The organism is Microbacterium sp. MMO-56, assembly GCF_037146215.1.
Classification (GTDB): Bacteria; Actinomycetota; Actinomycetes; order Actinomycetales; family Microbacteriaceae; genus Microbacterium.
In genome coordinates, this window is record NZ_JBBCVW010000002.1 from 40,015 (window position 1) to 61,767 (window position 21,753).

At 71.7% G+C, this 21,753-nt stretch carries 22 protein-coding genes; 8 read left to right on the forward strand and 14 right to left on the reverse strand.

The window, feature by feature from the left end; genetic code table 11:
- Positions 1-42: 42 nt before the first annotated feature.
- The 6 genes from WFI00_RS01895 to WFI00_RS01920 all read right to left on the reverse strand — a co-directional run bounded on the left by WFI00_RS01895 (position 43) and on the right by WFI00_RS01920 (position 7,429).
- Positions 43-1,449: an MFS transporter gene (locus WFI00_RS01895; protein WP_336630870.1), complete on the reverse strand. Its 1,407-nt coding sequence runs from the start codon at positions 1,447-1,449 to the stop codon at positions 43-45.
- A gap of 167 nt (positions 1,450-1,616) precedes the next feature.
- On the reverse strand, positions 1,617-2,519 hold the full coding sequence (locus tag WFI00_RS01900; RefSeq protein WP_336630871.1) for a LysR family transcriptional regulator: 903 nt from the start codon (positions 2,517-2,519) through the stop codon (positions 1,617-1,619).
- Positions 2,520-2,563: 44 nt separating this feature from the next.
- On the reverse strand, positions 2,564-3,022 hold the full coding sequence (locus tag WFI00_RS01905) for a VOC family protein (protein WP_336630872.1): 459 nt from the start codon (positions 3,020-3,022) through the stop codon (positions 2,564-2,566).
- The gene (locus WFI00_RS01910) at positions 3,019-4,764 is read right to left on the reverse strand and encodes an FAD-dependent oxidoreductase (RefSeq protein WP_336630873.1); all 1,746 of its coding nucleotides are present in this window, start codon (positions 4,762-4,764) and stop codon (positions 3,019-3,021) included. Before WFI00_RS01910 ends, WFI00_RS01905 begins: the two co-directional genes overlap by 4 nt.
- Positions 4,765-4,805: 41 nt before the next feature.
- Positions 4,806-5,660, reverse strand: a complete 855-nt coding sequence (locus tag WFI00_RS01915; RefSeq protein ID WP_336630874.1) for a sugar phosphate isomerase/epimerase family protein — start codon at positions 5,658-5,660, stop codon at positions 4,806-4,808.
- Positions 5,657-7,429 (reverse strand): FAD-dependent oxidoreductase, encoded by a 1,773-nt coding sequence (locus WFI00_RS01920; RefSeq protein WP_336630875.1) that lies wholly within the window; start codon positions 7,427-7,429, stop codon positions 5,657-5,659. The genes WFI00_RS01915 and WFI00_RS01920 overlap by 4 nt, the downstream gene beginning before the upstream one ends.
- A 115-nt stretch (positions 7,430-7,544) precedes the next feature.
- Between WFI00_RS01920 and WFI00_RS01925 the strand changes: the two genes are divergently transcribed.
- A complete protein-coding gene (locus WFI00_RS01925) occupies positions 7,545-8,168 on the forward strand; it encodes a TetR/AcrR family transcriptional regulator (RefSeq protein WP_336630876.1) in 624 nt (207 codons plus the stop codon).
- On the opposite strand, the gene WFI00_RS01930 is transcribed toward WFI00_RS01925, so the two are convergent.
- The 3 genes from WFI00_RS01930 to WFI00_RS01940 are packed head-to-tail and all read right to left on the reverse strand — an operon-like array spanning position 8,140 to position 12,196.
- Positions 8,140-8,616 (reverse strand): MaoC family dehydratase, encoded by a 477-nt coding sequence (locus WFI00_RS01930; RefSeq protein WP_336630877.1) that lies wholly within the window; start codon positions 8,614-8,616, stop codon positions 8,140-8,142. The genes WFI00_RS01925 and WFI00_RS01930 overlap by 29 nt on opposite strands.
- Positions 8,613-10,622 carry an acetyl/propionyl/methylcrotonyl-CoA carboxylase subunit alpha gene (locus WFI00_RS01935; RefSeq protein ID WP_336630878.1) on the reverse strand — a complete coding sequence of 670 codons (2,010 nt, stop codon included), beginning with the start codon at positions 10,620-10,622 and terminating at the stop codon, positions 8,613-8,615. Before WFI00_RS01935 ends, WFI00_RS01930 begins: the two co-directional genes overlap by 4 nt.
- Before the next feature lie 5 nt (positions 10,623-10,627).
- On the reverse strand, positions 10,628-12,196 hold the full coding sequence (locus WFI00_RS01940; RefSeq protein ID WP_336630879.1) for a carboxyl transferase domain-containing protein: 1,569 nt from the start codon (positions 12,194-12,196) through the stop codon (positions 10,628-10,630).
- 113 nt (positions 12,197-12,309) lie between these two features.
- Between WFI00_RS01940 and WFI00_RS01945 the strand changes: the two genes are divergently transcribed.
- Positions 12,310-12,798: a MarR family winged helix-turn-helix transcriptional regulator gene (locus WFI00_RS01945; protein ID WP_336630880.1), complete on the forward strand. Its 489-nt coding sequence runs from the start codon at positions 12,310-12,312 to the stop codon at positions 12,796-12,798.
- A gap of 31 nt (positions 12,799-12,829) precedes the next feature.
- On the opposite strand, the gene WFI00_RS01950 is transcribed toward WFI00_RS01945, so the two are convergent.
- Positions 12,830-13,309: a MarR family winged helix-turn-helix transcriptional regulator gene (locus WFI00_RS01950; protein ID WP_336630881.1), complete on the reverse strand. Its 480-nt coding sequence runs from the start codon at positions 13,307-13,309 to the stop codon at positions 12,830-12,832.
- Between the two features lie 125 nt (positions 13,310-13,434).
- On the opposite strand from WFI00_RS01950, the gene WFI00_RS01955 reads away from it, so the two are divergent.
- Entirely contained in the window at positions 13,435-13,758 is a 324-nt protein-coding gene (locus WFI00_RS01955; RefSeq protein ID WP_336630882.1) for a DUF7882 family protein, read from the forward strand.
- Positions 13,755-14,093 (forward strand): peptide ABC transporter permease, encoded by a 339-nt coding sequence (locus tag WFI00_RS01960; RefSeq protein WP_336630883.1) that lies wholly within the window; start codon positions 13,755-13,757, stop codon positions 14,091-14,093. Before WFI00_RS01955 ends, WFI00_RS01960 begins: the two co-directional genes overlap by 4 nt.
- Positions 14,094-14,105: 12 nt before the next feature.
- On the opposite strand, the gene WFI00_RS01965 is transcribed toward WFI00_RS01960, so the two are convergent.
- Positions 14,106-14,492 carry a protein-L-isoaspartate carboxylmethyltransferase gene (locus tag WFI00_RS01965; RefSeq protein WP_336630884.1) on the reverse strand — a complete coding sequence of 129 codons (387 nt, stop codon included), beginning with the start codon at positions 14,490-14,492 and terminating at the stop codon, positions 14,106-14,108.
- A gap of 99 nt (positions 14,493-14,591) precedes the next feature.
- Here WFI00_RS01965 and WFI00_RS01970 point away from each other — a divergent pair, with 99 nt between their 5' ends.
- Entirely contained in the window at positions 14,592-15,200 is a 609-nt protein-coding gene (locus WFI00_RS01970; protein WP_336630885.1) for a DUF1349 domain-containing protein, read from the forward strand.
- Here the strand turns inward: WFI00_RS01970 and WFI00_RS01975 are convergent.
- From WFI00_RS01975 to WFI00_RS01985, 3 genes are all read right to left on the reverse strand, one after another.
- Positions 15,157-16,545 carry an MFS transporter gene (locus tag WFI00_RS01975; RefSeq protein WP_336630886.1) on the reverse strand — a complete coding sequence of 463 codons (1,389 nt, stop codon included), beginning with the start codon at positions 16,543-16,545 and terminating at the stop codon, positions 15,157-15,159. The two genes, WFI00_RS01970 and WFI00_RS01975, sit on opposite strands and share 44 nt — an antisense overlap.
- Entirely contained in the window at positions 16,542-17,018 is a 477-nt protein-coding gene (locus WFI00_RS01980; RefSeq protein WP_442928280.1) for a MarR family winged helix-turn-helix transcriptional regulator, read from the reverse strand. Before WFI00_RS01980 ends, WFI00_RS01975 begins: the two co-directional genes overlap by 4 nt.
- Positions 17,019-17,097: 79 nt before the next feature.
- A complete protein-coding gene (locus WFI00_RS01985; RefSeq protein ID WP_336630887.1) occupies positions 17,098-18,714 on the reverse strand; it encodes a DHA2 family efflux MFS transporter permease subunit in 1,617 nt (538 codons plus the stop codon).
- Positions 18,715-18,850: 136 nt separating this feature from the next.
- Here WFI00_RS01985 and WFI00_RS01990 point away from each other — a divergent pair, with 136 nt between their 5' ends.
- The 3 genes from WFI00_RS01990 to WFI00_RS02000 are packed head-to-tail and all read left to right on the forward strand — an operon-like array spanning position 18,851 to position 21,735.
- Complete coding sequence (locus WFI00_RS01990; RefSeq protein WP_336630888.1) at positions 18,851-19,723, forward strand: alpha/beta hydrolase; 873 nt, start codon at positions 18,851-18,853, stop codon at positions 19,721-19,723.
- A 33-nt stretch (positions 19,724-19,756) separates the two neighbouring features.
- Positions 19,757-20,806, forward strand: coding sequence for a lipoate--protein ligase family protein (locus tag WFI00_RS01995; RefSeq protein ID WP_336630889.1), 1,050 nt, complete (start codon positions 19,757-19,759; stop codon positions 20,804-20,806).
- Positions 20,785-21,735, forward strand: coding sequence for a DNA-methyltransferase (locus WFI00_RS02000; RefSeq protein ID WP_336630890.1), 951 nt, complete (start codon positions 20,785-20,787; stop codon positions 21,733-21,735). Before WFI00_RS01995 ends, WFI00_RS02000 begins: the two co-directional genes overlap by 22 nt.
- Positions 21,736-21,753 lie beyond the last annotated feature (18 nt).

Below are 21,753 nucleotides of genomic sequence, written 5' to 3' on the forward strand. Positions count from 1 at the left end.
CGTCGAGGCCGCACCCCGGAGGGTGCGGCCTCGACGAAGGGCTCAGCGGCGCAGCCGGTCGTACGGCGTGGTGCGGACCGACTCGGTGAGGGCCTCACCGACGACCTCGCGACGGCCGATCTCGGCGAGCTGGCGACGCGACAGTCCGAGGTGGGCGGTGGGCGTGAACGCCGTCTCCGGCGCGAAGAGGGTCGCGACCCCGGAGACCACCACGATCGCGATCGTGAAGATGGCGACCGCCGGCCAGTTCTGCTCGTTGCCCTCGCCGGTGACGAAGCCTTGGGCGATCGCCGGGGTGAAGCCCGCCAGGAGCAGGCCCAGCATGAGGCTCACCGCCATGCCGGTGTAGCGCACGCGCGCCGGGAACTGCTCGGGGAAGTACGCCGGGTAGACGGCGTTCGACAGGGTGTAGGCGCCACCGATGAGGAGGATGCTCAGGGTCCACACGAGCGGCATGTTGGCGGCGTCGACGGCGGCCAGGAGCGCGTAGATCGTGATCGACTGCAGCACGAGTCCGATGAGGAAGACGGGCTTGCGACCGAAGCGGTCGGACAGCATGCCGGCGACGGGCCCGAAGCACACGGCGGCGAAGTTGGCCACGGTGATGATGATCAGCATCTCGGCGCGCGGGATGCCGGCCACCGTCGTGCCGTAGGCGAGGACGAAGACGTTGAACATCGTGTTGACGGCCGCGAATACCGCCATGAGCGTGACGCGCACGACGGTGCCGCCGTTGTAGCGCAGGAGCGTGACGAGCGGGATCTTGGCGACCTCGTCGGTCTCCTTGACCTCCTCGAACACCTCCGGCTCGTCGAGCATGCGGCGCAGCACGATCGCCACCACGGTGACCAGGAGGGACGCCCAGAACGGCACGCGCCAGCCCCAGCTGAGGAGCGCCTCCTCCGGCATCGCGGCGATCGGGATGAACACGAGGCTCGAGATGACGATGCCGAACATGATGCCGCTCATCGTCCAGCTCGTGAAGAAGCCGCGACGGCGGTCCGGGGCGTGCTCGAGGGTCAGTGCGCTCGATCCCGGGGACTCCCCGCCCGCGGAGACGCCCTGGATGAGGCGGAGGGCGACGATGATGATGGGGGCGGCGACGCCGATGGCGTCCCACGTGGGCAGGCAGCCCACGAGGAAGGTCGCGACGCCCATGATCGACAGGCACGCCAGCAGGGCCTTCTTGCGACCCCACCGGTCGCCGACGTGGCCCCAGAGGATGGCGCCGAAGGGGCGGGCGACGTACGCGACGCCGACGGTCGCGAACGACAGCAGCGTGGCGACGCCCGGCTCGCCCGCGGGGAAGAAGAGGTGCGGGAAGATGAGCGCCGCCGCCGAGGCGTAGATGAAGAAGTCGTAGTACTCCAGCGCGCTTCCGATGAAGCCGGAGACGGCTGCGATCCGGGCGTTGTTGCGCGGGGTGGGTGGGGATGTCGTCGTTGACATGGTGTGCCTTCGCGTGAGGGGCGCTGGACTCAGACGCCGTCGTTCCGATTCAGGGGTGGGTCTCCACCCGCACTCAGAGTGACACCGAGATTGTGTTGCGTCCAGAACAGAGTTTGTCTCGCACTATGTGCAGATCATGCATAGATGCGAAGAGCCGCGACCCGTGGTCAGGGTGCGTCGGGTGGCGTCGGCAGGACGCGCTGCGACAGATCGAGGACGGCGCGCAGCGCGCTGGACTGCTCGTCGGCCATCCAGGCGATGCCGTGGAGCATGTACTGGGGGCTGTCGCTGAGGGGAATCCACCGCGCGCCGCGCGGCATGATCGGAGCGAGGTCCTCCGCGGTGATCGTCACGCCGAGCCCGGTCGCCACGAGGGTCAGCATGATGTACGGATCGGTGATCTCCTGCGTGATCCGCGGTCGGAACCCCGCCGCGATGCAGCAGCGCAGCAGGCCCTCCGCCATCGAGGACGAGCCGTCCACCGGCATGGAGAGGAAGTCGTCGTCGGCGAGCTGACGGGCGCTGAGGGAGTCCGCCTCGGCGAGCGGGTGGTCGACGGGGAGCACGGCGCCCAGGGGCGTGCGCGAGATGAGTCGCGCCTCGACGTCCGCGTCCGTCACCGGCAGCCCGACGAAGGCGAGGTCGATCGTGCCGTTGCGCAGCTTCGCGAGTCCGTCCCCCGTGCGCACGCGGCTGATGAGCTGGAGGTCGATCTCGGGCAGCTCGCGCCGCACGGAGCGCGCGAGCGCCGGCAGGGTGAGGTGGTTGAAGGCTCCCGAGAAGCCGATGCGGACCGTGCCGTGGATGGAGCCGGACGCCGCCCGGGCCGCCTCGGTGGCGAGCGCGAGATCCTGGATCACGCGGTACGCCTTGGGCAGCAGCGCGCGGCCCGCCGGAGTCAGGGCGACGCTGCGGGTGTTGCGCTCGAACAGCTCGGCGCCGATGCTCGCCTCCAGGCGGCGGATCGTCTGACTGAGGGGGGACTGCGCCACGTGCAGGCGCTGCGCGGCCCGGCCGAAGTGCAACTCCTCCGCGACGACGACGAATGCCTCCAGCCAGCGGATCTCCACGTCGCGAGCATACCGGGTGGGCGCGGGAGGGCTCGGGGGCCGGCTCATCGCGGTGTCGAGAGGATCTCCAGGAAGAAGCCGAGGCTCGGGCGCGCGTCGAAGTACGCGTACCGCACGCCGCCGCCGCGCACCGAGTCCCCCTCCTGATGCACCGGCACGCCGATCCCGGCCATCGCCGCGACGACGGCATCGTGGTCCTCGACGGCGAAGCGGATGTGGTGCAGGCCGCCGCCGTGCGCGTCGACGAACTCCTGCCAGATGTCGGGCCCCCCGAGCGGGCAGAGGAACTCGATCTCGATCCCGAAGAGGTCGTAGAACAGCGCCTCGACCTCGGTGTCGATGGTCGCTCCGCGATAGGCGGCCCCCGTGTAGCGGTTCGTCGTCCGCAGGCGCGGCTCGAGCCCGAAGATCCGGCGCATCCCCTCCGCGGCGGCGTCGGCGTCGCGGACGACCACCCCGATCTGGTCGAGCGAGGTGGCGAGCGCCCTCAGATCGGAGGTCATCGCGCCGTCTTCGCCTTCGCGCCGGCGGTGGCCGTGTCCGAGACCCCGGCCGCGTCGTTGGCGGCCAGGTAGCCGAACACCATGCCCGCGCCCACCTGTCCGCCGGCTCCCGGGTACTCGGATGCCATCGGCGAGTCGGCGTCGTTGCCGGCGGCGTACAGGCCTGCGACGGGCTCGCCCTCGGCATCCAGCACGCGTGCCCGCGTGTCGATGCGCAGGCCGCGCGCCGTTCCGAGCGGAGTCGGGACGACCGCCATCGCGTAGAACGGCGCCGTCTCGATCGCGCCGAGGTTCACGTTCGGCGCGTGCCGCGGGTCGCCGTACTGATGCCCGAAGGGGCTCGTGCCCTTCCCGAAGTCCTCGTCCACTCCCGTGACGGCGAACCGGTTGTTCCGCCGGACCGTCTCGGCGAGGCCGGCGACATCGACGCCGATCTGCTCCGCGAGCTCCTCGATCGTGTCGGCGCGGTGGAGATAGCCGTCCGCGACGTGGGCGCGCAGGAAGGGTGCCGCCGTGTGCGGGCGGACCATGCCCAGTCCGTACTCCCGCAGCGCGCGGGAGTCGATGATCAGCCAGGCGGGCGTGGCCTCGCCGCGCGGGAGCGCCGCGTACATCGCCCGGACGAACCGGTGGTACGAGACCGATTCGTCGACGAACCTGCGCCCCGAGGCCCCGACCGCGACGATGCCCGGCTTCGCACGATCCCAGATGTGCGGGAACACCACCTGCGAACCGTCGCGGCGCCGCCCGATCGAACTCGGGAACCAGAAGCCGTTGTCGCCGTGATCGGGGCCGAGGGCGCCGCCGGCGGTCAGCCCCAGGCGGATCGTGTCCCCGGTCGCGCCCTCTGCGGCGCGGGTGAACTGGGGGGTGGGAGTGGGCAGGTGGTCGCGGCGCCAGGCGGGGCTCGCGGCGAACCCGCCGCCGGCGAGCACGACGCCCCGCCGCGTGCGGATGCGCAGCTCGCGGCCCTCGCTCGCGACGACGGCTCCGACCACCGCGCCCCCTTCCACGACGAGCTCCTTCGCGGTGCTGCCGAACAGCACGCGACCGCCGTGCGCGGTGAGCGTGTGGAAGAGATTCGCGACGAGCGCGTTGCCCATGGCCAGACGCGTGCCGCGGGGATGCCCCACCCGGTCGAACGTCCATCGGACGCCGAGGCGGAGCGCCGTGAGCGCCGCCCGCGGCGACCACCGGAACAGCTCCAGCAGCCGGTTCACCTCGGCGCGGCGCACCATGAGCGTGCCGCCGAAGAGGGCGAACTCCGGAACGGGGGGCCGGACGCGGCGGAAGTCCGACGCGCCGAGCCGGCGCCCGTCGAACGTCTCGGGCTCGAGCGCGCGGCCCACTCCGGCCCCCTCGACCTCCGGGTGGTAGTCGACCACGGTCGCCGAGTGCCAGAACCGCACACCGAGGTCGTGGAACCAGTCGATCATCGCCGGGCCGTGCTCCAGGTAGGCCTCGCGGATCTCCCGCGGTGCCTTGTCGCCCACGACGCCGTCGAGGTAGCGCGACGCGTTCTCGCGCTCGTCGACGAGTCCGAGCGCGCGCTGGTGGCGGTGCCCGGGCACCCAGCACGTCCCGGCCGAGTAGGCGGTCGTCCCGCCGAGATACTCGGTCTTCTCGAGCACGAGGACGTCGAGCCCGCGCGCGGCGGCGGTGACGGCGGCCGACAGGCCGGCGGCGCCCGTGCCGAGCACGAGCAGATCGGTCTCGCCGTCCCAGGGGTCGTTCGCGGTCATGGTCGTCTCCTTCGGGGATTCATGCGAGGGGCGGTGCGCGCTCATCGTGCCGCCGCCCGATCCGGGGTGGCGCCGTCGACCTGCTCGATCAGGGATCGCGCCGCCCGGGCGGCGGCGGTGGCGAAGGCGAGGGCGTCCAGGCGCGCGCGCAGTCGCGCGTGCGGGATCTCGACGCTCACCGGGACGCCCTCGGGCGCCGCGGCCAGCAGCTCCGCGAGAGGGAGCTCGCCCTCACCGACCAGCAGGCGCTGGAGGCGTGCCTCATGCTGCAGCGCGGCGATGCGATCGGGCTCCGCCATCGACCCCGGGTCGAGGCGTTCCGGTGCGTCGCACAGCTGCACCACCGGCACGAGGTCGGGCTCGACTGCGCGGACGTCCGCGATGGTGGAGCCGCCCCGCGCGATGTGCAGCGGGTCGAGCATGAGCACCGCGCCGGTCGCGCGGGCGAGGTCCGCGGCGTCGGCCACCCGCGCGACCGGCTGATACGAGATCGGCTCGAGCGCCGGGCGGATGCCGAACGCGGCGGCATCCGCCGCCAGCCGGCCGAGCGTGTCGACGAGCCGCGAACGGTCGGGGTCGGCGCCGGTGACGGTCAGCACGGATGCGCCGAGCTCGGCCCCCGAGGCGAGAGCCGGCATCCAGTCGTCGGCGGTCGTGTCGGCCGTCAGCGGGAGGAACTCGATGTCGCGCACGACGAGGCCGGTGTCCCGGAGGCGCTGTACGGTCTCCCGCAGCATGGGGGAGCCCTCCCGCATCGGGAAGGCCGCCTCTGTCGTCGTCACCGCCCGCACGCGCATGCCGACGAAGTCGAAGCCCGCCCGTGCGGCCGTCTCGACCAGCTGCGGCGGGGTGAGATCGAGGAGGGTGAGGTGGCCGACCCCCAGAGCCCGGGTCATCGTGCCACCGCCGTGCGGGTGCGGGCGAGCTCGCGGCCGGCGACGAAGCCGAACGTCAGTGCGGGTCCGATGTTGACGCCGCCCGCGGGGTAGTGCCCGCCCATGACGTTCGCCTGGTCGGCGCCGACCGCGTAGAGGCCCGCGATGGGCTCGCCCGCCGTATCCACCACGCGTGCCGTCGCGTCGGTGGCGAGCCCCGCGAAGGTCCCGAACGAGCCGGGGACGATGCGCACCGCGTAGTACGGTCCGTGCTCGAGCGGAGCGAGAGAGGGATGGGGCTCGTTGGCGGGGTCGCCGCCGTAGCGGTTGAACGGCGTCGACCCGCGACCGAACCGCGGGTCGACGCCGCGGCGGGCATCCGCGTTGAACTCCGCCACCGTCGACTCGAGCCCGTCGGGGTCGATGCCGCACTTCTCGGCCAGCTCGCGCAGGGTGCGCCCCGTCACGAGATACCCGCTGCGGAGGTAGGGGAACAGCGGAACGGGGCGAGGCTTGGCCATGCCGAGGGGGTACCGGCGGACGAACCGCGAGTCCGCGATCTGCCACGCCTGGACGGGTTCGCCCTCGGGGGCCGCCCGGAACATCGCGTCGACGTAGTCGAAGTAGCCGTTCGCCTCGTTGACGAAGCGCTCGCCGGTGGACACGACGCCGATGCTGCCCGGCTTGGCGCGGTCCATGATGTGCGGGAAGACGCCGACGCGACCGGAGCGGTACGGGACGAGGGAGACCGGGCACCAGGCGCCGGCGGAGGCCTGCTGACGAAGGACGCCCCCGGCGCTCTCCCCGAGCGTGATGCCCGATCCGTCTGCCGTCGCGGGAGCCAGGGTCCAGTGCTCGCGACCGGTGGGGGTCCGCGGGAATCGCTGACGTCGCCGCTCGATGTCGTTCGGGAATCCGCCCGCGGCGAGGACGACGCCCGAGCGGGCCGTGAACGATCGGGCGCCCGTCGGCGTGTCGGCGACGACGCCGGTCACGCGACCATCCGCGTCCTGCAGGAGACGCCGCGCGGGGGAGGAGACGAGGATGCGCACTCCCGCGTCCTCGGCGGACTGCAGGAGGCGGCCGACCAGGGCGGTGCCGTTGACCAGCTGCATCCCACGCCGATGGAGGACGAGGTCGATCACGTGCGCGGTGACCCGGCGGCCCGCGTGCCAGATGCCGCGGAGGCTCCCGCGCGAGGCGGAGAGGAAGGCGCCGAGGTCGGGCCCCGCCATGATGCCCATGCCGAGGAAGGACGTCTCGTACAGCTGGCCGCGCAGCAGGCGTCGCACCGACGGGCTGAGTCGGCGAGCGTTGATCGGCTTCGCGCCCGCCGACCTGTTGCCGGTGCCGGCGTGCGGGAGGTCCCCGTAGATGTCGTTGATGCGCGAACCCGGCACGAACTGCAGGGCGGTCTCGGTCTGGAAGAAGGCGATCATCTCCGGCGCGGCGCGCAGGAAGGCGTCCGTCCGCTCCTCGTCGTAGTCGTCGCCGACGGCCGCGCGCAGGTAGGCCTTGACGTCGTCGATCGACTCGTCGACTCCCTCCGCGTGGGCGAGCATCGAGCGCGGCGCCCAGAGCCATCCGCCCGACCATGCGGTCGCGCCGCCGCAGACCTCGGCGGCTTCGAGGAGCAGGACGGAGCTGCCCGCGTGGGCCGCGGTGATGGCCGCGGCGAGACCACCGGCCCCCGCGCCGACGACGACGACGTCGTACGTATCCGTGGTGATCTCGGGCATGGGTCCTCCGTGGGCGTCGTCGTCCTCGACGATCAGGTGGTCGGTCGTCATTGACTAAGACCTTCAAGTAACATAATCAGGCCTTGATAGTGTGATAAAGACGATATAACCGAGAAGGGCGCCGCCGCAACCCGATGCCGACCCGGTGCCTCGGTACGCTGGCGAGGTGACCACGTGGCGCAGCTCGCAGAAGGCCGACCGTCGGGCGCGGCTGCTGGCCGAGGCGGCCGCCCTGTTCGCGCGGCGCGGGTTCGCCGGAGTGACGACGGTCGAGATCGGCGAATCCGTCGGGATGAGCGGACCCGCGCTGTACAAGCACTTCGCCAGCAAGGATGCGATCCTCGCGGAGCTCCTGGTGGGCGCGAGCGAGCGCCTCCTGGCGGGCGGCCGGGAGATCGTCGCGGCGGCGACTCCGCTCGACGGATCGCGCGCGCGCACCGCACTGGACGAGCTCATCGACTTCCACATCGGCTTCGCGATCGACGCCCCCGACATCATCCGCATCCAGGACCGAGAGCTGGCGGGGCTCGACGCGGAGACGAATCACCGGGTGCGGCGGCTCCAGCGCGAGTACGTCGAGGCGTGGGACCTCGTCCTCGACGTCGCCCACCCAGGGCTCGGCGCCGCGGAGCGTCGCACGCGGCTGCTCGGCGTGTTCGGCCTGCTCAACTCGACCCCGCACAGTGCGAGCGCGTCGGGCGACGACGCGGCCCGGATCCTCGCCGACATGGCCCGACGCGCCCTCGGCGGGAGCGGGTCGTTCAGTCGTCCGCCGGCCGGCACAGCATGAGGGTCCGGCGGGTCGCCTGCGCGACGATCTCGCCGCGCTGATTGCGCATCGTGTGCGCCAGCTCGACGATGCCCTGCCCCGGTCGCGAGGCGGACGGGCGCGTGCCGGCGACGCGCGTCTCGGCGTAGAGGGTGTCGCCGATCCGCACCGGTGCGGGAAAGCTCACCTCGTCGAAGCCGAGGTTCGCCACGATGGTGCCCTGCGTGAGCTGCGAGACCGACAGCCCGACCATCGTGGAGAGCGTGAACATGCTGTTGACGAGGCGCTCGCCGAACTCCGTCTCCTGCGACCACGCCGCGTCCAGGTGCAGGGACTGCGTGTTCATCGTGAGCGTCGTGAACAGCACGTTGTCGGCCTCGGTCACCGTTCGTCCCGGGGCGTGGAGGTAGACCGCCCCCTCGACGAACTCCTCGAGGTACAGCCCGCGCTGGCGGATGATCTCGCTCATTCCCTGCTCTCCTCCGGTTCGATGGCAGCCACCACGCCGCCGCGGCTCACCTGATCGCCCACGGCGACGCGCACCCGCACGACCCCGTCCACGCCGGCGCGGAGCACGTGCTCCATCTTCATGGCCTCCACCGCGACGAGCGGGTCACCGGCGCGAACGAGCGCACCGTCGGCGACGGCGACCAGGACGACCGTGCCCGGCAGGGGCGACACGACCGTCGGCGACGCCTCGCCCTCGTCGGCGGTCGCGTCGTCGGTCCGCCGCTCGTCCACGCGGACCGTCGTGCCGTCGGTCGTGAGCCACACGCCGCCCGCAGGCGACGCGTCGACGGCGAAGGGGAACGTCCGCACACGACCGTCGAGGTCGATCGACGCGGTGCCGGATCCGTCCCGGTCGGTGACGTGCACCCGGGCGGTCACGGGTTCGTCGTCGTCGACGGCGACGCGCAGCGGTGTGCTCCACACCCGCACGCGGGCACGGTCCTCGCCCGAGACGAGGTCGTAGACGCTCGGCGCGGCGGCGCCCAGGCGCCACCCGTCGGCGCGCGTCCAGGGCGGCCCCGCCGCGTGCGCGCTCGGCGCGGCCTGATCGCCGAGGTGCCGCAGCAGCGCGGCCTCCGCCCATGTGCGCGGCCCGGGATCGGGGAAGGGCAGGTCGTCGAACACGCGCGCGATCAGTCCCGTGTCGAGATCGCCCGCGACGACGTCGGGATGCTCGAGGAGGAGGCGCAGGAACGTCAGGTTGGTCTCGAACCCGAAGATCGCGGTGCTCTCGACGGCCCGGACGAGACGGCGTCGTGCCTCATCGCGGTCCGGTCCCCAGGCGATCACCTTGGCGAGCATGGGGTCGTAGTCGGTCGAGACGGTCAGACCGTCCTCGAGCGAGGTGTCCACGCGCACGCCGTCTCCCGTCGGGTGGACGACGTGCATGACGCGACCCCCGGTCGGAAGGAAGCCGGCCCGCGGATCCTCCGCGTAGACCCGCACCTCGATGGCGTGGCCGCGCAGTCGCACGTCGTCCTGAGTGATCGGGAGCGGCTCCCCGGCGGCGATGCGCAGCTGCAGCTCGACGAGGTCGAGGCCGGTGATGAGCTCCGTGACGGGATGCTCCACCTGCAGGCGCGTGTTCATCTCCATGAAGAAGAACTCGTCCGGGCGGTCGCCGGGCACGATGAACTCGACCGTGCCCGCGCCGACGTATCCGACGCTGCGGGCCGTCTCGCACGCCGCCGCGCCGATGCGCTCCCGCGTGCGTTCGTCGAGAAGCGGCGACGGGGCCTCCTCGACGACCTTCTGATGCCGGCGCTGCAGCGAGCACTCCCGCTCGCCGAGGTGGACGACACCGCCGTGGGCGTCGGCCATGATCTGCACCTCGATGTGCCGCGGCGCGGTGACGTAGCGCTCCAGGAACAGGGTGTCGTCGCCGAACGACGCCGCCGCCTCGCGCCTCGCGGACGCGACCGCGGCGGCGAGCCCGGAGGCATCCGCGACGACGTGCATGCCCTTGCCGCCGCCGCCCGCGGAGGGCTTGACGAGGACGGGGAACCCCACGTCCGGCGCGACGGCGACGATCTCCGCATCGCTGAGGCCCGGGCGGGCGATGCCGGGCACCGTGGGGACGCCGCGCGCCTCGACGGTGAGCTTCGCCGAGATCTTGTCCCCCATGATCTCGATGGCCTCGGGGGAGGGGCCGATGAACACGAGTCCGGCATCCGCGCAGGCGCGTGCGAACCCGGCGTTCTCGGCCAGGAAGCCGAAGCCGGGATGGATCGCCTGCGCGCCGGTGCGCGCGGCGGCATCCAGCACCCGGTCGATCGACAGGTAGCTCTGTGCCGCGGCGGCGGGGCCGAGGCGCACGGCCTCGTCCGCGAGGCGGACGTGCAGCGCGTCCTCGTCGGCGTCGCTGTAGACGGCGACCGAGCGGATGCCGAGGGCGCGGAGGGTCCGGATGATGCGGACGGCGATCTCGCCGCGGTTGGCGATGAGGACGGTGGTGAGGGCGGCCACGGGGATCACATCCGGAAGACGCCGTAGCCGACGGCGGGGAGCGGAGGGCGGCGGACGACGTCGAGGGCGAGTCCCAGGACGTCGCGGGTCTGGGCGGGTTCGATGATCCCGTCGTCCCAGAGCCGGGCGGTCGAGTAGAAGGGGCTCCCCTGGTGCTCGTACTGCGCGCGGATGGGCGCCTCGAAGCTCGCGCGATCCTCGTCCGTCCACGGCTGCCCGGCGGCGGCGAGCTGCTCGCCCCGCACCGTCGAGAGGACGGACGCGGCCTGCGGGCCGCCCATGACGGAGACGCGGGCGCCGGGCCAGAGCCAGAGGAAGCGCGGCGAGTAGGCGCGGCCGCACATCGAGTAGGTTCCCGCGCCGAAGGACCCGCCGACGACGACGGTGAGCTTGGGCACCCGCGCGCACGCGACGGCCCCGACCATCTTGGCGCCGTGCTTGGCGATGCCCCCGTGCTCGTACTCGCGCCCGACCATGAACCCGGTGATGTTCTGCAGGAACAGCAGCGGGATGCCGCGCTGATCGCACAGCTCCACGAAGTGCGCGCCCTTGAGTGCGGACTCGGCGAACAGGACGCCGTTGTTGGCGACGATGCCCACGGGATGCCCGTGGATGTGGGCGAATCCGGTGACGAGGGTCTCGCCGTACTCCTTCTTGAACTCGCTGAAGCGGCTGCCGTCCACGAGGCGGACGATGATCTCGCGCGCGTCGTAGGGGGTCGTGAGCTCGACCGGGACGACATCGTAGAGAGTGTCGGCGTCGTGCAGCGGCGGGTCGGCGGGGCCGAGCGGGGCGGGGAGGGGAGCGGGCTCCGGAACCGTGGCGACGATCTCGCGGACGATCCGCAGCGCGTGGGCGTCGTCGGCGGCGAGGTGGTCGGTCACCCCCGAGATCCGCGAGTGGGTCACGCCTCCGCCGAGCTCCTCCGCGGAGACCACCTCTCCCGTCGCCGCCTTGACCAGCGGCGGGCCGCCGAGGAAGATCGTCCCCTGGTCGCGCACGATGACCGTCTGGTCGCTCATCGCCGGGACGTAGGCCCCGCCGGCGGTGGAGGAGCCCATGACGGCCGAGATCTGCGGGATGCCGTCGCGAGACATCCGTGCCTGGTTGTAGAAGATGCGCCCGAAGTGGTCGCGGTCGGGGAACACCTCGTCCTGCAGCGGCAGGAACGCGCCGCCGGAGTCGACGAGGTAGACGCAGGGGAGCCTGTTCTCCGCCGCGATCTCCTGTGCGCGCAGATGCTTCTTCACGGTCAGCGGATAGTAGGTGCCGCCCTTGACGGTCGCGTCGTTCGCGACCACCATGACGTGCCGCCCGTGGACGAGCCCGATCCCCGCGACGACACCCGCTCCGGGAGCGTGACCATCGTAGAGGCCGTCTGCCGCCAACGGTGCGAGCTCGAGGAAGGGGCTGCCGCGGTCCAGGAGTGCATCGATCCGGTCGCGCGCGAGCAGCTTGCCGCGCTCGACGTGGCGGCGCCGGGAGGTCTCCGGGCCTCCGAGGGCGGCCGCCTCGCGGCGCTCCCTCAGCTGCGCGACGAGATCGCGATACCCGGTGCTGGTCGTCGTCGACACGGCATCCTCATTTCGGTTATCGAACGGTAACCAAGATCGTAGTGACGCCGCGAGGCGATGTCCACCCTCCGCGGGGGTTTTCCGTCGGGCCCGGCCTGCGCGACAATGACTCGATGACCACCTCCGCCGAGCCGCCGTCGTACTGGTACGTCGACGACGACGCCCGCTCGACCTCGGTGATGGAGGCGATGCGCTCGTACCGGGCGGCCGAAGTCGCCATGCGCCGCCGCACGCAGCAGTCGATGGACATGGGTGAGAACGAGCTGTTGGTCCTCCGCTTCCTCATGCGGGCGCAGATGCGCGACGAGATCGTCACGCCGGCGGCGCTGGCTCGCTATCTCGGGATCACATCCGCCTCGACCACGGCGCTCCTGGACAGGCTGGAGAAGTCGGGCCACATCGTGCGCGCCCCCAATCCGGGCGACCGGCGCAGCGTGCTGATCACCGCGACCGAGCGCTCCGACGACGAGGTGCGGCATACGCTCACGCAGATGCACGCGCGGATGATGGCGGTCGTGCGCGACATGGACACCACGCAGCGCGAGACGGTGATCGCGTTCCTCGACGCCATGCGCGCCGCGGTGGATCAGATCGACGCGTAGCCGGCTCTGCGCGCCGGCGGGTCCTGCGTGCTCACGCGAGCGTGTACGCGCGCTCCGGTGAGGCGGCGACGTCCTCGGATGCCTCGGCGACGGCGGTCAGGAAGGCGAGGACCGAGACTCGGCCGTCGGGGCCGAGGGTGTCCACGACCTCGCGCACGCGCGACTCGAACGCGTCGACGAGTGTCGCGACCTCGTCTGCGGCCTGCGCCGTGGGGGCGATCAGGATGCTGCGCCGATCGGTCGGGTGGCTGACGCGCTGGACGCTTCCCTGTCGCTCGAGGCGGTCGAGCTGAGCCGTCGTCGAGGCGGAGCTGATCCCGAGGTGGCGGGAGATGTCGCTCGGCTTCACCACGCGATCGGCGGCATGCTCGCGGACGAGGAAGTCGAGGATGCGCAGCTCGTTCTCGCTCAGAGAGGCGGTGGCGCGTACCCGCTGGTGCATCTCCGCGTCGGCGCTGCGGAAGCGTGCGAGGGCGTGCAGCACGTCTGCGGTGCTCGCGGATGCGCCCATGTCTTCGCTCCCGTCCGGTCGAAGATCAGGATAGCTCAGCCGCAGTGTAGGTTTCAATATAGCTTGCTTGACTAACTACTTACATACCGAATAACCTTTCGGGCAACCGACCAGGAGGAGCCATCATGGGACGCTTGTACTACGGCAACAGCACCGACGCGATCGTCGTCGACGACCGCGAGCTCGCCCACCTCAAGATGGTCGCCACCACGAAGCTCCGACGCTCGGAGGGCTTCAGTGTCTCGTTCTCGTCGCGCGAGCGCGGGCGCTCCACCATCTGGGTGCACTGCGCGATCCCCCTGCGCTTCGAGTTCGACGGCTCCGACCCGATCCGACTCGACCCGGCCTACGTCAACGAGCTCGCGCAGGCGGCCGCATCGTCGATGGGCATCGCGATCGACCTCGATGCGGCGGCGGATGCGAAGCCCGCGCTGGCGGTGGCGGCGTGAGCGCGGTGCTGCCCACCCTCAGCGACCGGAGGGTCACCTGGGTGCGCGTGGAGGCCGGATTCCACGTCGCGTCGCGCGCCGGGGAGTTCGTCGGCTTCGCGGAGCGGACCAGCGACGGTCACGTCGTCGGGTTCGACGGCAGATCGACTCCGATCGGGCGCTACGACAGCCTCGAGCGGGCCAAGCGCGCGGTGGAGTCGGCGCCGGCCGGCGTCGCTCCGTCACGCTCTGTGGCGGGGGCCCTCTCACCGGCTCGCCTGCAGCTCGCGGCGACGGCCACCGGGCTGCTCGCGCTCGGCGTGCTCGCCGTCGCGACGGTCATCCCGGGCGTCTGAGCCCGGGGAGCGTCACGTCAGGGCGGGTTCGGCCGGGTCCGCTCCTGCCGCCTCGTCCGCGGCGAGATCGATGGCCGCGTCTGTCCGGTGCTGCAGGTACTCGCACAGCGCGGCCACCGCGGCGAGGTCGGACGACAGACGCGCCACCCCCGCCGCATCCAGGTCGAACGCGTCGGAACGCGCCTCGAACGTGACCATCCAGCAGGGCAGGCCCTCGACGACGGTCGGCTGCATATAGGTGATGGTCGACGCGTTCCGCAGCCCCACCACCACGAGACCCGATTCGGGGCCGGGGGTGAAGTCCTTCTCGAGGACGGTGACCGCCGCGCCCTGCTCCGGCCGGGCGGCGAGGTAGTCGTCGACCCACGCCTGCACGGTGGCCTGGTTACGGTACGGCAATCGAACCTCGAATCCTGGGATCGCCGGACGGCGTACAGCCATTATGCCCCGGACATCCGACGTCGGCGCCGCAGGGGGGTGCCGTCCTAGCATGGAGGCATGGACGCCGACGACACCCTCGCCCCGCCCGCCGCGCGCATCGAGTGGACCGAGGGGCGGTGGACGAACGCTCCCGCCGCGTCCGAGACGATCGGAGGGGCGTTGCGCGTCACCGCCGTGGAGGGCAGCGACGCCTGGCGGCGCACCGCGTACGGGTTCGTCCACGACTCGGAGCACGCGCTCGTCGCGCCCTTACCGGTCGGGTCCGCGATGGAGGTCGTCGTCGACGCCGACTTCTCCGGAGAGTTCGATCAGGCGGGCCTGTTCGTACGCGCCGATGCGGAGCGGTGGACGAAGGCCGGCGTCGAGTTCGCCGACGGCGTGCTCGGTGCCGGGGCGGTCGTCACCGACGGCCGGTCGGACTGGTCGGTCGGCGCCGTCCCCGAGTGGGCGGGCCGACGGCTCCGGGTGCGGATCAGTCGCGGCGAGGACGCCCTCACCGTCCGCGCCGGGATCGACGGCGAGCCGCTCCGTCTCCTGCGCGTCGCCCCCTTCCCGGGAGATCTCGTCGCCGAGGCGGGGCCGTTCCTGTGCGCGCCCACGCGAGCCGGGTTCGAGGTCGTTTTCACCGGCTGGCGGCGGACCGCCGCGGACCTCTCCCTGCACTGATCGAGGGCGCCGCGGCGTCCGTGACGCGGATCGGCGTCGTCCCGGCCACTTCGTCGCTGAACTCCTCCGGCGCGATCGCGTCGACGATGGAGACGGGGCGCGTCTCATCGAGCGACAGAGCGAAGCGCCGCGACTCGTGCCGGTGCAGGCGACCGGAGCGGAGCAGCCATCCGAATCCGATCGCGAAGGCGACGAAGACGGCGGCGGCGGAGACCAGGATGGCGACGCGCGGGCCGTACTCCGCGGCGAGCCAGCCGACGATGGGCGCGCCGACGGGGGTCCCGCCCATCAGGATCGCCATGTACAGGGCGAGGACGCGGCCGCGCAGTGCCGGGTCGGTCGTGGTCTGCACGTAGCCGTTGGCGGTCGTCAACGTCGTCACGACCGCGAAGCCGGTGAACATGAGCGTGACGGCATACAGCCAATACGTGGGCATGAGAGCCGAGACGGCGGCCGCGACGGCGAACATCCCGGTGCCCACGATCACGAGGCGCATCCTCGCGCGATCCCGGCGTGCCGCCAGGAGCGCGCCCGCGAGGGACCCGATGGCGAGGATCGACGAGAGCAGGCCGTAGCCGTCGGCATCCTGGCCGAACTCGAGCGCCATCGTGGACGCGAAGATCGGGAAGTTCATCCCGAAGGCGCCCAGCAGGAAGACCATGACGAAGGTCACCAGCAGGTCGGGTCGTCCGCCGACATAGCGGAACCCGTCGGCGAGACGCGATGCGCCCGGAGCCTTGACGCGCGGGATCAGCTCATCCGTGCGTACGAGCATGAGCGCGACGATCATCGCGAGGAACGTCGCGGCGTTCACGAGGAAGACCCAGCCGGTGCCGACGAGGACGATCACGACGCCCGCCGCCGCGGGGCCGATCATGCGGGCCGCGTTGAACGACGCCGAGTTCAGGGCGACGGCGTTCGCGGCGTTCTCCCGGTCGACCAGGTCGGACACGAACGCCTGGCGCGCGGGATTGTCGAACGCCGCGACGAGGCCGAGCAGGAACGCGAAGACGTACATGAGCGGAAGCGTCATCACGCCGGCGAGCACCAGGGCACCGATGAGGGTTCCGAGCGCCATCAGGGACGTCTGCGTCACCAGGAGCAGCCGCCGACGGTCGAAGCGGTCGGCGACCCACCCCGTCACACTCACGAGGAGCAGAGGCGGGGCGAACTGCAGCGCCATCGTGATGCCCATCGCCCCGGCGTCGTTGCGGGTGAGCTCGGTGAGGACGACCCAGCTGAGGGCGGTGGCCTGCATCCAGGCGCCCACGTTGGACACCAGGGCCCCGATGAACCACACCCGGTAGTTGAAGACGGAGAACGAGCGGAACATGGGGGAGCTCATCGGGCGGCGACCTCCCGCATGAGGTCGGCGGCCGCGTGGAGGACCCCGCGCTGGTCGGGCGTGAGGTCGCGGAAGGCGTGCTCGAGCCACGAGTCGCGGCGGCGGACGGTCTCCTCGACCACGTCGCGCCCCTCGTCGGTGAGGGCGATGTTGACCTTGCGGCGGTCGTCGGCGTCCGGGGTGCGCGTGAGGTATCCCGACTCCTCGAGGCAGTTGACGGTGCGGTTCATCGACGGCGGCGAGACACGCTCGCGCTCGGCGAGCTCGCCCAGCGTGTGCGGGCCGTGTGCGGACAGCGCGGCGAGCACGGCGAACTGGCCGTCGCTCATGGTGTCGACCGCGCGCTGCGACCGGAGCCTCCGGGCGAGGCGGAAGGTCGCCATCCGGAACTCGGAGGCTTCGGCGGCCAGACGTGCGTGATCGGCGTCGTCGTGATCGGCGGAGGGGGGCGGTGATGCGGGGGCGGTGCTCATACGATTCATTAGCATAGCTCATTAGCGCTGCTAACGGTCCGGTGAGACGACGCTCGCGCGGCGGAGGAGCCCGATCGCGTCAGGCGCCGGGGCGTCCGTCGTGCTGCGTCGGGTCCGGGCGTCGCGACCGGCCCAGCGGGATGGTCGCGACGAGCCCGACGGTGAGGAATGCGGCGGCGGCGAAGGCGCTCAGGCGGGTGGCATCCGAGAACGCGACCTTGGCGTCGTCGGCGATCGCGGCGGTGGCGGGGTCTGCAGCGAGTCCGGCGATCGCGCCGCCCGAACTGTTGACGACCGCCGAGACGATCTGATCGCGCTGCGCGGGCGGCAGTCCGCGGTCGTCGAGCGTGGTGGAGAGGATGCCCGCCGTGCCGGAGAACAGAACCGTGCCGAGGATCGCGATGCCGAGCGCCGCTCCGACCTGGCGTGCGGTGGACTGCGTGCCCGACCCCTGGCCGGACAGCTCCACGGGAACGTCCTGGAGGATGAGGCCCGTCAGCTGTGCCGTGGCGAGACCCACGCCGAGGCCGTAGACGAACAGGGAGGGCAGCAGCCAGCCCCAGGCGCCCCGAGTGCCGGCGTCCGCTCCGACGACGATGCCGACGAGCACGACGCCGACGATCTCGGCGACCAGGCCAGCGCGCACGACGAGAAGGGGGCGGACTCTGCCGCTTGCCGCTCCGGCGACGCCGCTCGCGACGAAGGATCCGGCGGCCAGCGAGATGAGAACGAGCCCGGTCTGCACCGCTTCGAACCCGAGGACGAACTGGAGCCAGAGCGGCAACGAGAGGATGATCCCGAACTCGCCGAGAGCGACGACGAGCGCGGCGATGTTGCCGTTGCGGAAGGTCGCTATGGAGAACAGGCGCGGGTCCAGGAGCGTCGGCCGGCCGGCGTGCGCCTGGCGACGGGACCAGGCGACGAACCCCGCCAGTGACGCGAGGGCGACCGCGAAGGCGACCGGCACCGGTGAGAGCGACCAGGGCCAGGTCCACCCGCCGATCCGGAACGGGTCGGCCGTCGTCCACCAGCCGAGGGTGCGTCCCTCGATCAGCCCGAACACGAGGCTGCCGAACAGGGCGATCGAGAGCAGTGCTCCGACCGCGTCGAGGGGGCCGATGCGGTCGGAGCGCGACTCCGTCACGGCCCAGAGGATGCCGGCGACGATGACGATCCCGAGGGGGATGTTGATCCCGAACGCCCAGCGCCAGGAGAACGACGTGGTGAGCCATCCGCCGAGCAGAGGGCCGACGGCCGCCATGCCCCCGATCGTCGAGCCCCACACCGCGAAGGCGATCCCGCGCTCCCGACCGTGGAAGGTGGCGTTCAACAGCGACAGCGTGCTCGGGAGCATCATCGCCCCGCCCACGCCCTGGACCAGCCGCGAGAGGATGAGCAGATCGCCGCTGGGCGCGAGGGCCGCCGCGACGGACGCTCCGGAGAACAGGGCGACGCCGATCAGCAGCAGTCGTCGGCGTCCGACGCGGTCGGCGAGCGACCCGAACATCAGGAGGAGCGACGCGAACACCAGGGTGTACGCCTCCTGCACCCACTGCACCTGCGTCGAGGTGATCCCGAGGTCGTCGACGATCGCGGGGATGGCGACGTTCACGATCGTCGAGTCGACGATGATCAGCGCGACGGCAAGGCTGATGAAGATCAGGCCGAACCAGCGGCGGGAGGAGCGCTCTTCCATGAAACGCTAGTTTATCTAGCTATTAGTCCGAGGGAAAGGCCCTCTCGCACTCATCGGGGGCGAACAGGCGATCGAACACTGAGTCCACGGCCGGGGCCGCTCCGTCGTCATCCGCGCCGCCCCTAGACTCGCCCCCATGGCGACGTCATCGCGCGAGGAGCGCACGTTCACCGACGCGTGGGGCATCCGCATCTTCTACGACGTCTACGCACCCGAGGGGCCGCCCCGCGCCGTCGTCCAGCTCCTGCACGGCGTGGGGGACCACGCAGCGCGCTACGCCCACGTCGCCGCCGCGCTGACGGCGGCGGGCTATCTCGTCTACGCCGATGACCATCGTGGTCACGGGCGCACGGGGATGGCCCAGCACGGCGGTGACCGCACGCGCCTGGGGCGGCTCGGGCCGGGCGGCCTGCGCGCTGCGACGGCCGCGTGCGCGCAGCTGACGGAGCAGATCCACGCCGAGCACCCCGACCTCCCGCTCGTGGTGGTCGGGCATTCGTGGGGATCGATCCTCGCGCAGATGCTGCTCGATCGGACTCCCGACGCCTACGACGGGATCGTGCTCACCGGCACCGCCCTGCGCTGGCCCGGCTCGATGAACGCCGGCGACCTGAATGCGCCGTGGAAGGCACCCGGGGCGATGGGCACGGAATGGCTCGCGTCCGACCTCTCCGTCGGCCGGGCCTTCCTCGACGACCCGCTCACGTCGACCGAGACGGTGCGGACCCTGTTCGGCGTCGTCGACGGGGCGCGGATGTTCGGGCGCCCGGCGCGTGCGCTGGGCCACGACGTGCCCGTGCTCATCGCGGTCGGACGAGACGACACCCTCGGCGGTCCGCGCAGCGCGCACCGCCTCGCCGACGCCTACCGCGCCCGCTCCGGACTGACCGACGTCACCACGCTCGTGTACCCCGACGTCCGCCATGAGATCTTCAACGACGTCAGCCGCGACGAGGTGATCGCCGACCTGCTCGCCTGGCTGGGCGCGCGCTTCCCGTCCCGGGCCTGAGCGCGCGGCGCGCCCAGCTCCTAGGCTGGAGGCATGCACGGGGAGTACAAGGTTCCGGGCGGCAAGCTCGTCGTCGTCGATCTCGAGGTCGAGGGCGGCCGCATCGCCGACTTCCACCTGGCGGGGGACTTCTTCCTCGAGCCCGATGACGCCCTCGGCGCCATCGACGCGGCCGTGACGGGTCTTCCCGTCGAGTCGGATGCGGCCGCCATCGCCGCCGCCGTGCGCGGGGCTCTCCCCGAGGGGGCGCAGCTGCTCGGGTTCACCCCCGAGTCGGTCGGCACCGCCGTGCGCCGGGCGCTGGTCACCGCGCCCGGCTGGAAGGACTTCACCTGGGAGATCGTGCACGACGGCGCCGTGTCGCCGCGCATGAACCTGGCGCTGGACGAGGTCCTCACCGCGCGGGTCGGCGCGGGTCTGCGCAACCCCACTCTGCGCATCTGGGAGTGGAACGAGTCGGCCGTCGTGATCGGCTCGTTCCAGTCGTACCGCAACGAGGTCGACCCGGACGGCGTCGCGCGTCACGGCTACGACGTCGTGCGCCGCATCTCCGGCGGCGGCGCGATGATGATGGGCGCCGACTCGATCGTCACCTACTCGCTCTACGTCCCGGCGTCCCTCGTGGCGGGGATGACGTTCGCCGACTCGTACGCCTTCCTCGACGACTGGGTGCTCCAGGCGCTGCGCTCGCTCGGCATCGACGCCACCTATCAGCCGCTCAACGACATCGCCTCGCCCACGGGGAAGATCGGCGGGGCCGCGCAGAAGCGACTGGCCGGCGGCGGGGTCCTGCACCACGCCACGATGTCGTACGACATGGACGGCGAGGTGATGACCGAGGTGCTCCGCATCGGGCGGGAGAAGCTCAGCGACAAGGGGACGACCTCCGCGGCCAAGCGCGTCGATCCGCTGCGCAGCCAGACCGGGCTCCCGCGCGAGGCGATCATCGCCCGACTCAAGGAGACCTTCGCCACCCTGTACGGCGCTGAGACCGGGCATATCACCGATGAGGAATACGCCGAGGCCGAGGCGCTGGTGACCTCGAAGTTCGCCACCGAGGCGTGGCTGCACCGCGTCCCGTGACGGCCGCGGTGCCGATCGGCGCGCCTGCCCCGGGCCGCGTCGAGATCGTCCAGGGGGACAATCTCGCGGTGGCGCGCACGCTGCCGGACGCCGGATTCACCCTCATCTACCTGGATCCCCCCTTCAACACCGGGAAGCGTCAGGGGCGGGTCATCGAGACTGCGTTCACAACTCCGGATTCTTCGGCCGCAGAACCCGCGCCGCCCGCCGATCCGTCGGAGCTGTCGCCCGATCTCCGGAGATATGAACGCGCACCGGTCAAAAGGGGCTTCCGCGGCACGGACTACGCCCGCCTGCGGGGCGACCTGCGGGCCTACGACGACCGGTTCGACGACTACTGGGACTTCCTCGAGCCGCGGCTGCGCGAGGCCTGGCGTCTGCTCGCCGACGACGGCACCCTCTACGTGCACCTGGACTACCGGGAGGCCCACTACGCGAAGGTGCTGCTGGATGCCCTCTTCGGCCGCGACTGCTTCCTGAACGAGCTGATCTGGGCGTACGACTACGGCGCCAAGTCGCGTCGGCGGTGGCCCACCAAGCACGACACGATCCTCGTCTACGTCAAGGATCCGCGCGCCTACTGGTTCGACTCCGAGGCCGTCGACCGCGAGCCGTACATGGCGCCGGGCCTCGTCACGCCGGAGAAGGCGGCGCGCGGCAAGCTCCCGACGGACGTCTGGTGGCACACCATCGTCCCCACCAGCGGTCGCGAGAAGACCGGGTACCCCACCCAGAAGCCGGAGGGCATCCTGCGGCGCATCGTGCAGGCCTCCACCCGCCCGGGCGACCGCGTGCTCGACCTGTTCGCGGGAAGCGGCACGACGGGGGCCGTGGCCGCCGCCCTCGGGCGCCACGCCGTGCTCGTCGACGACAACCCCGAGGCGATCGAGGTGATGCGCCGGCGCCTGCCCGAGGCCACCGTGCGCTGAGCGACCGGACCTCGGCGC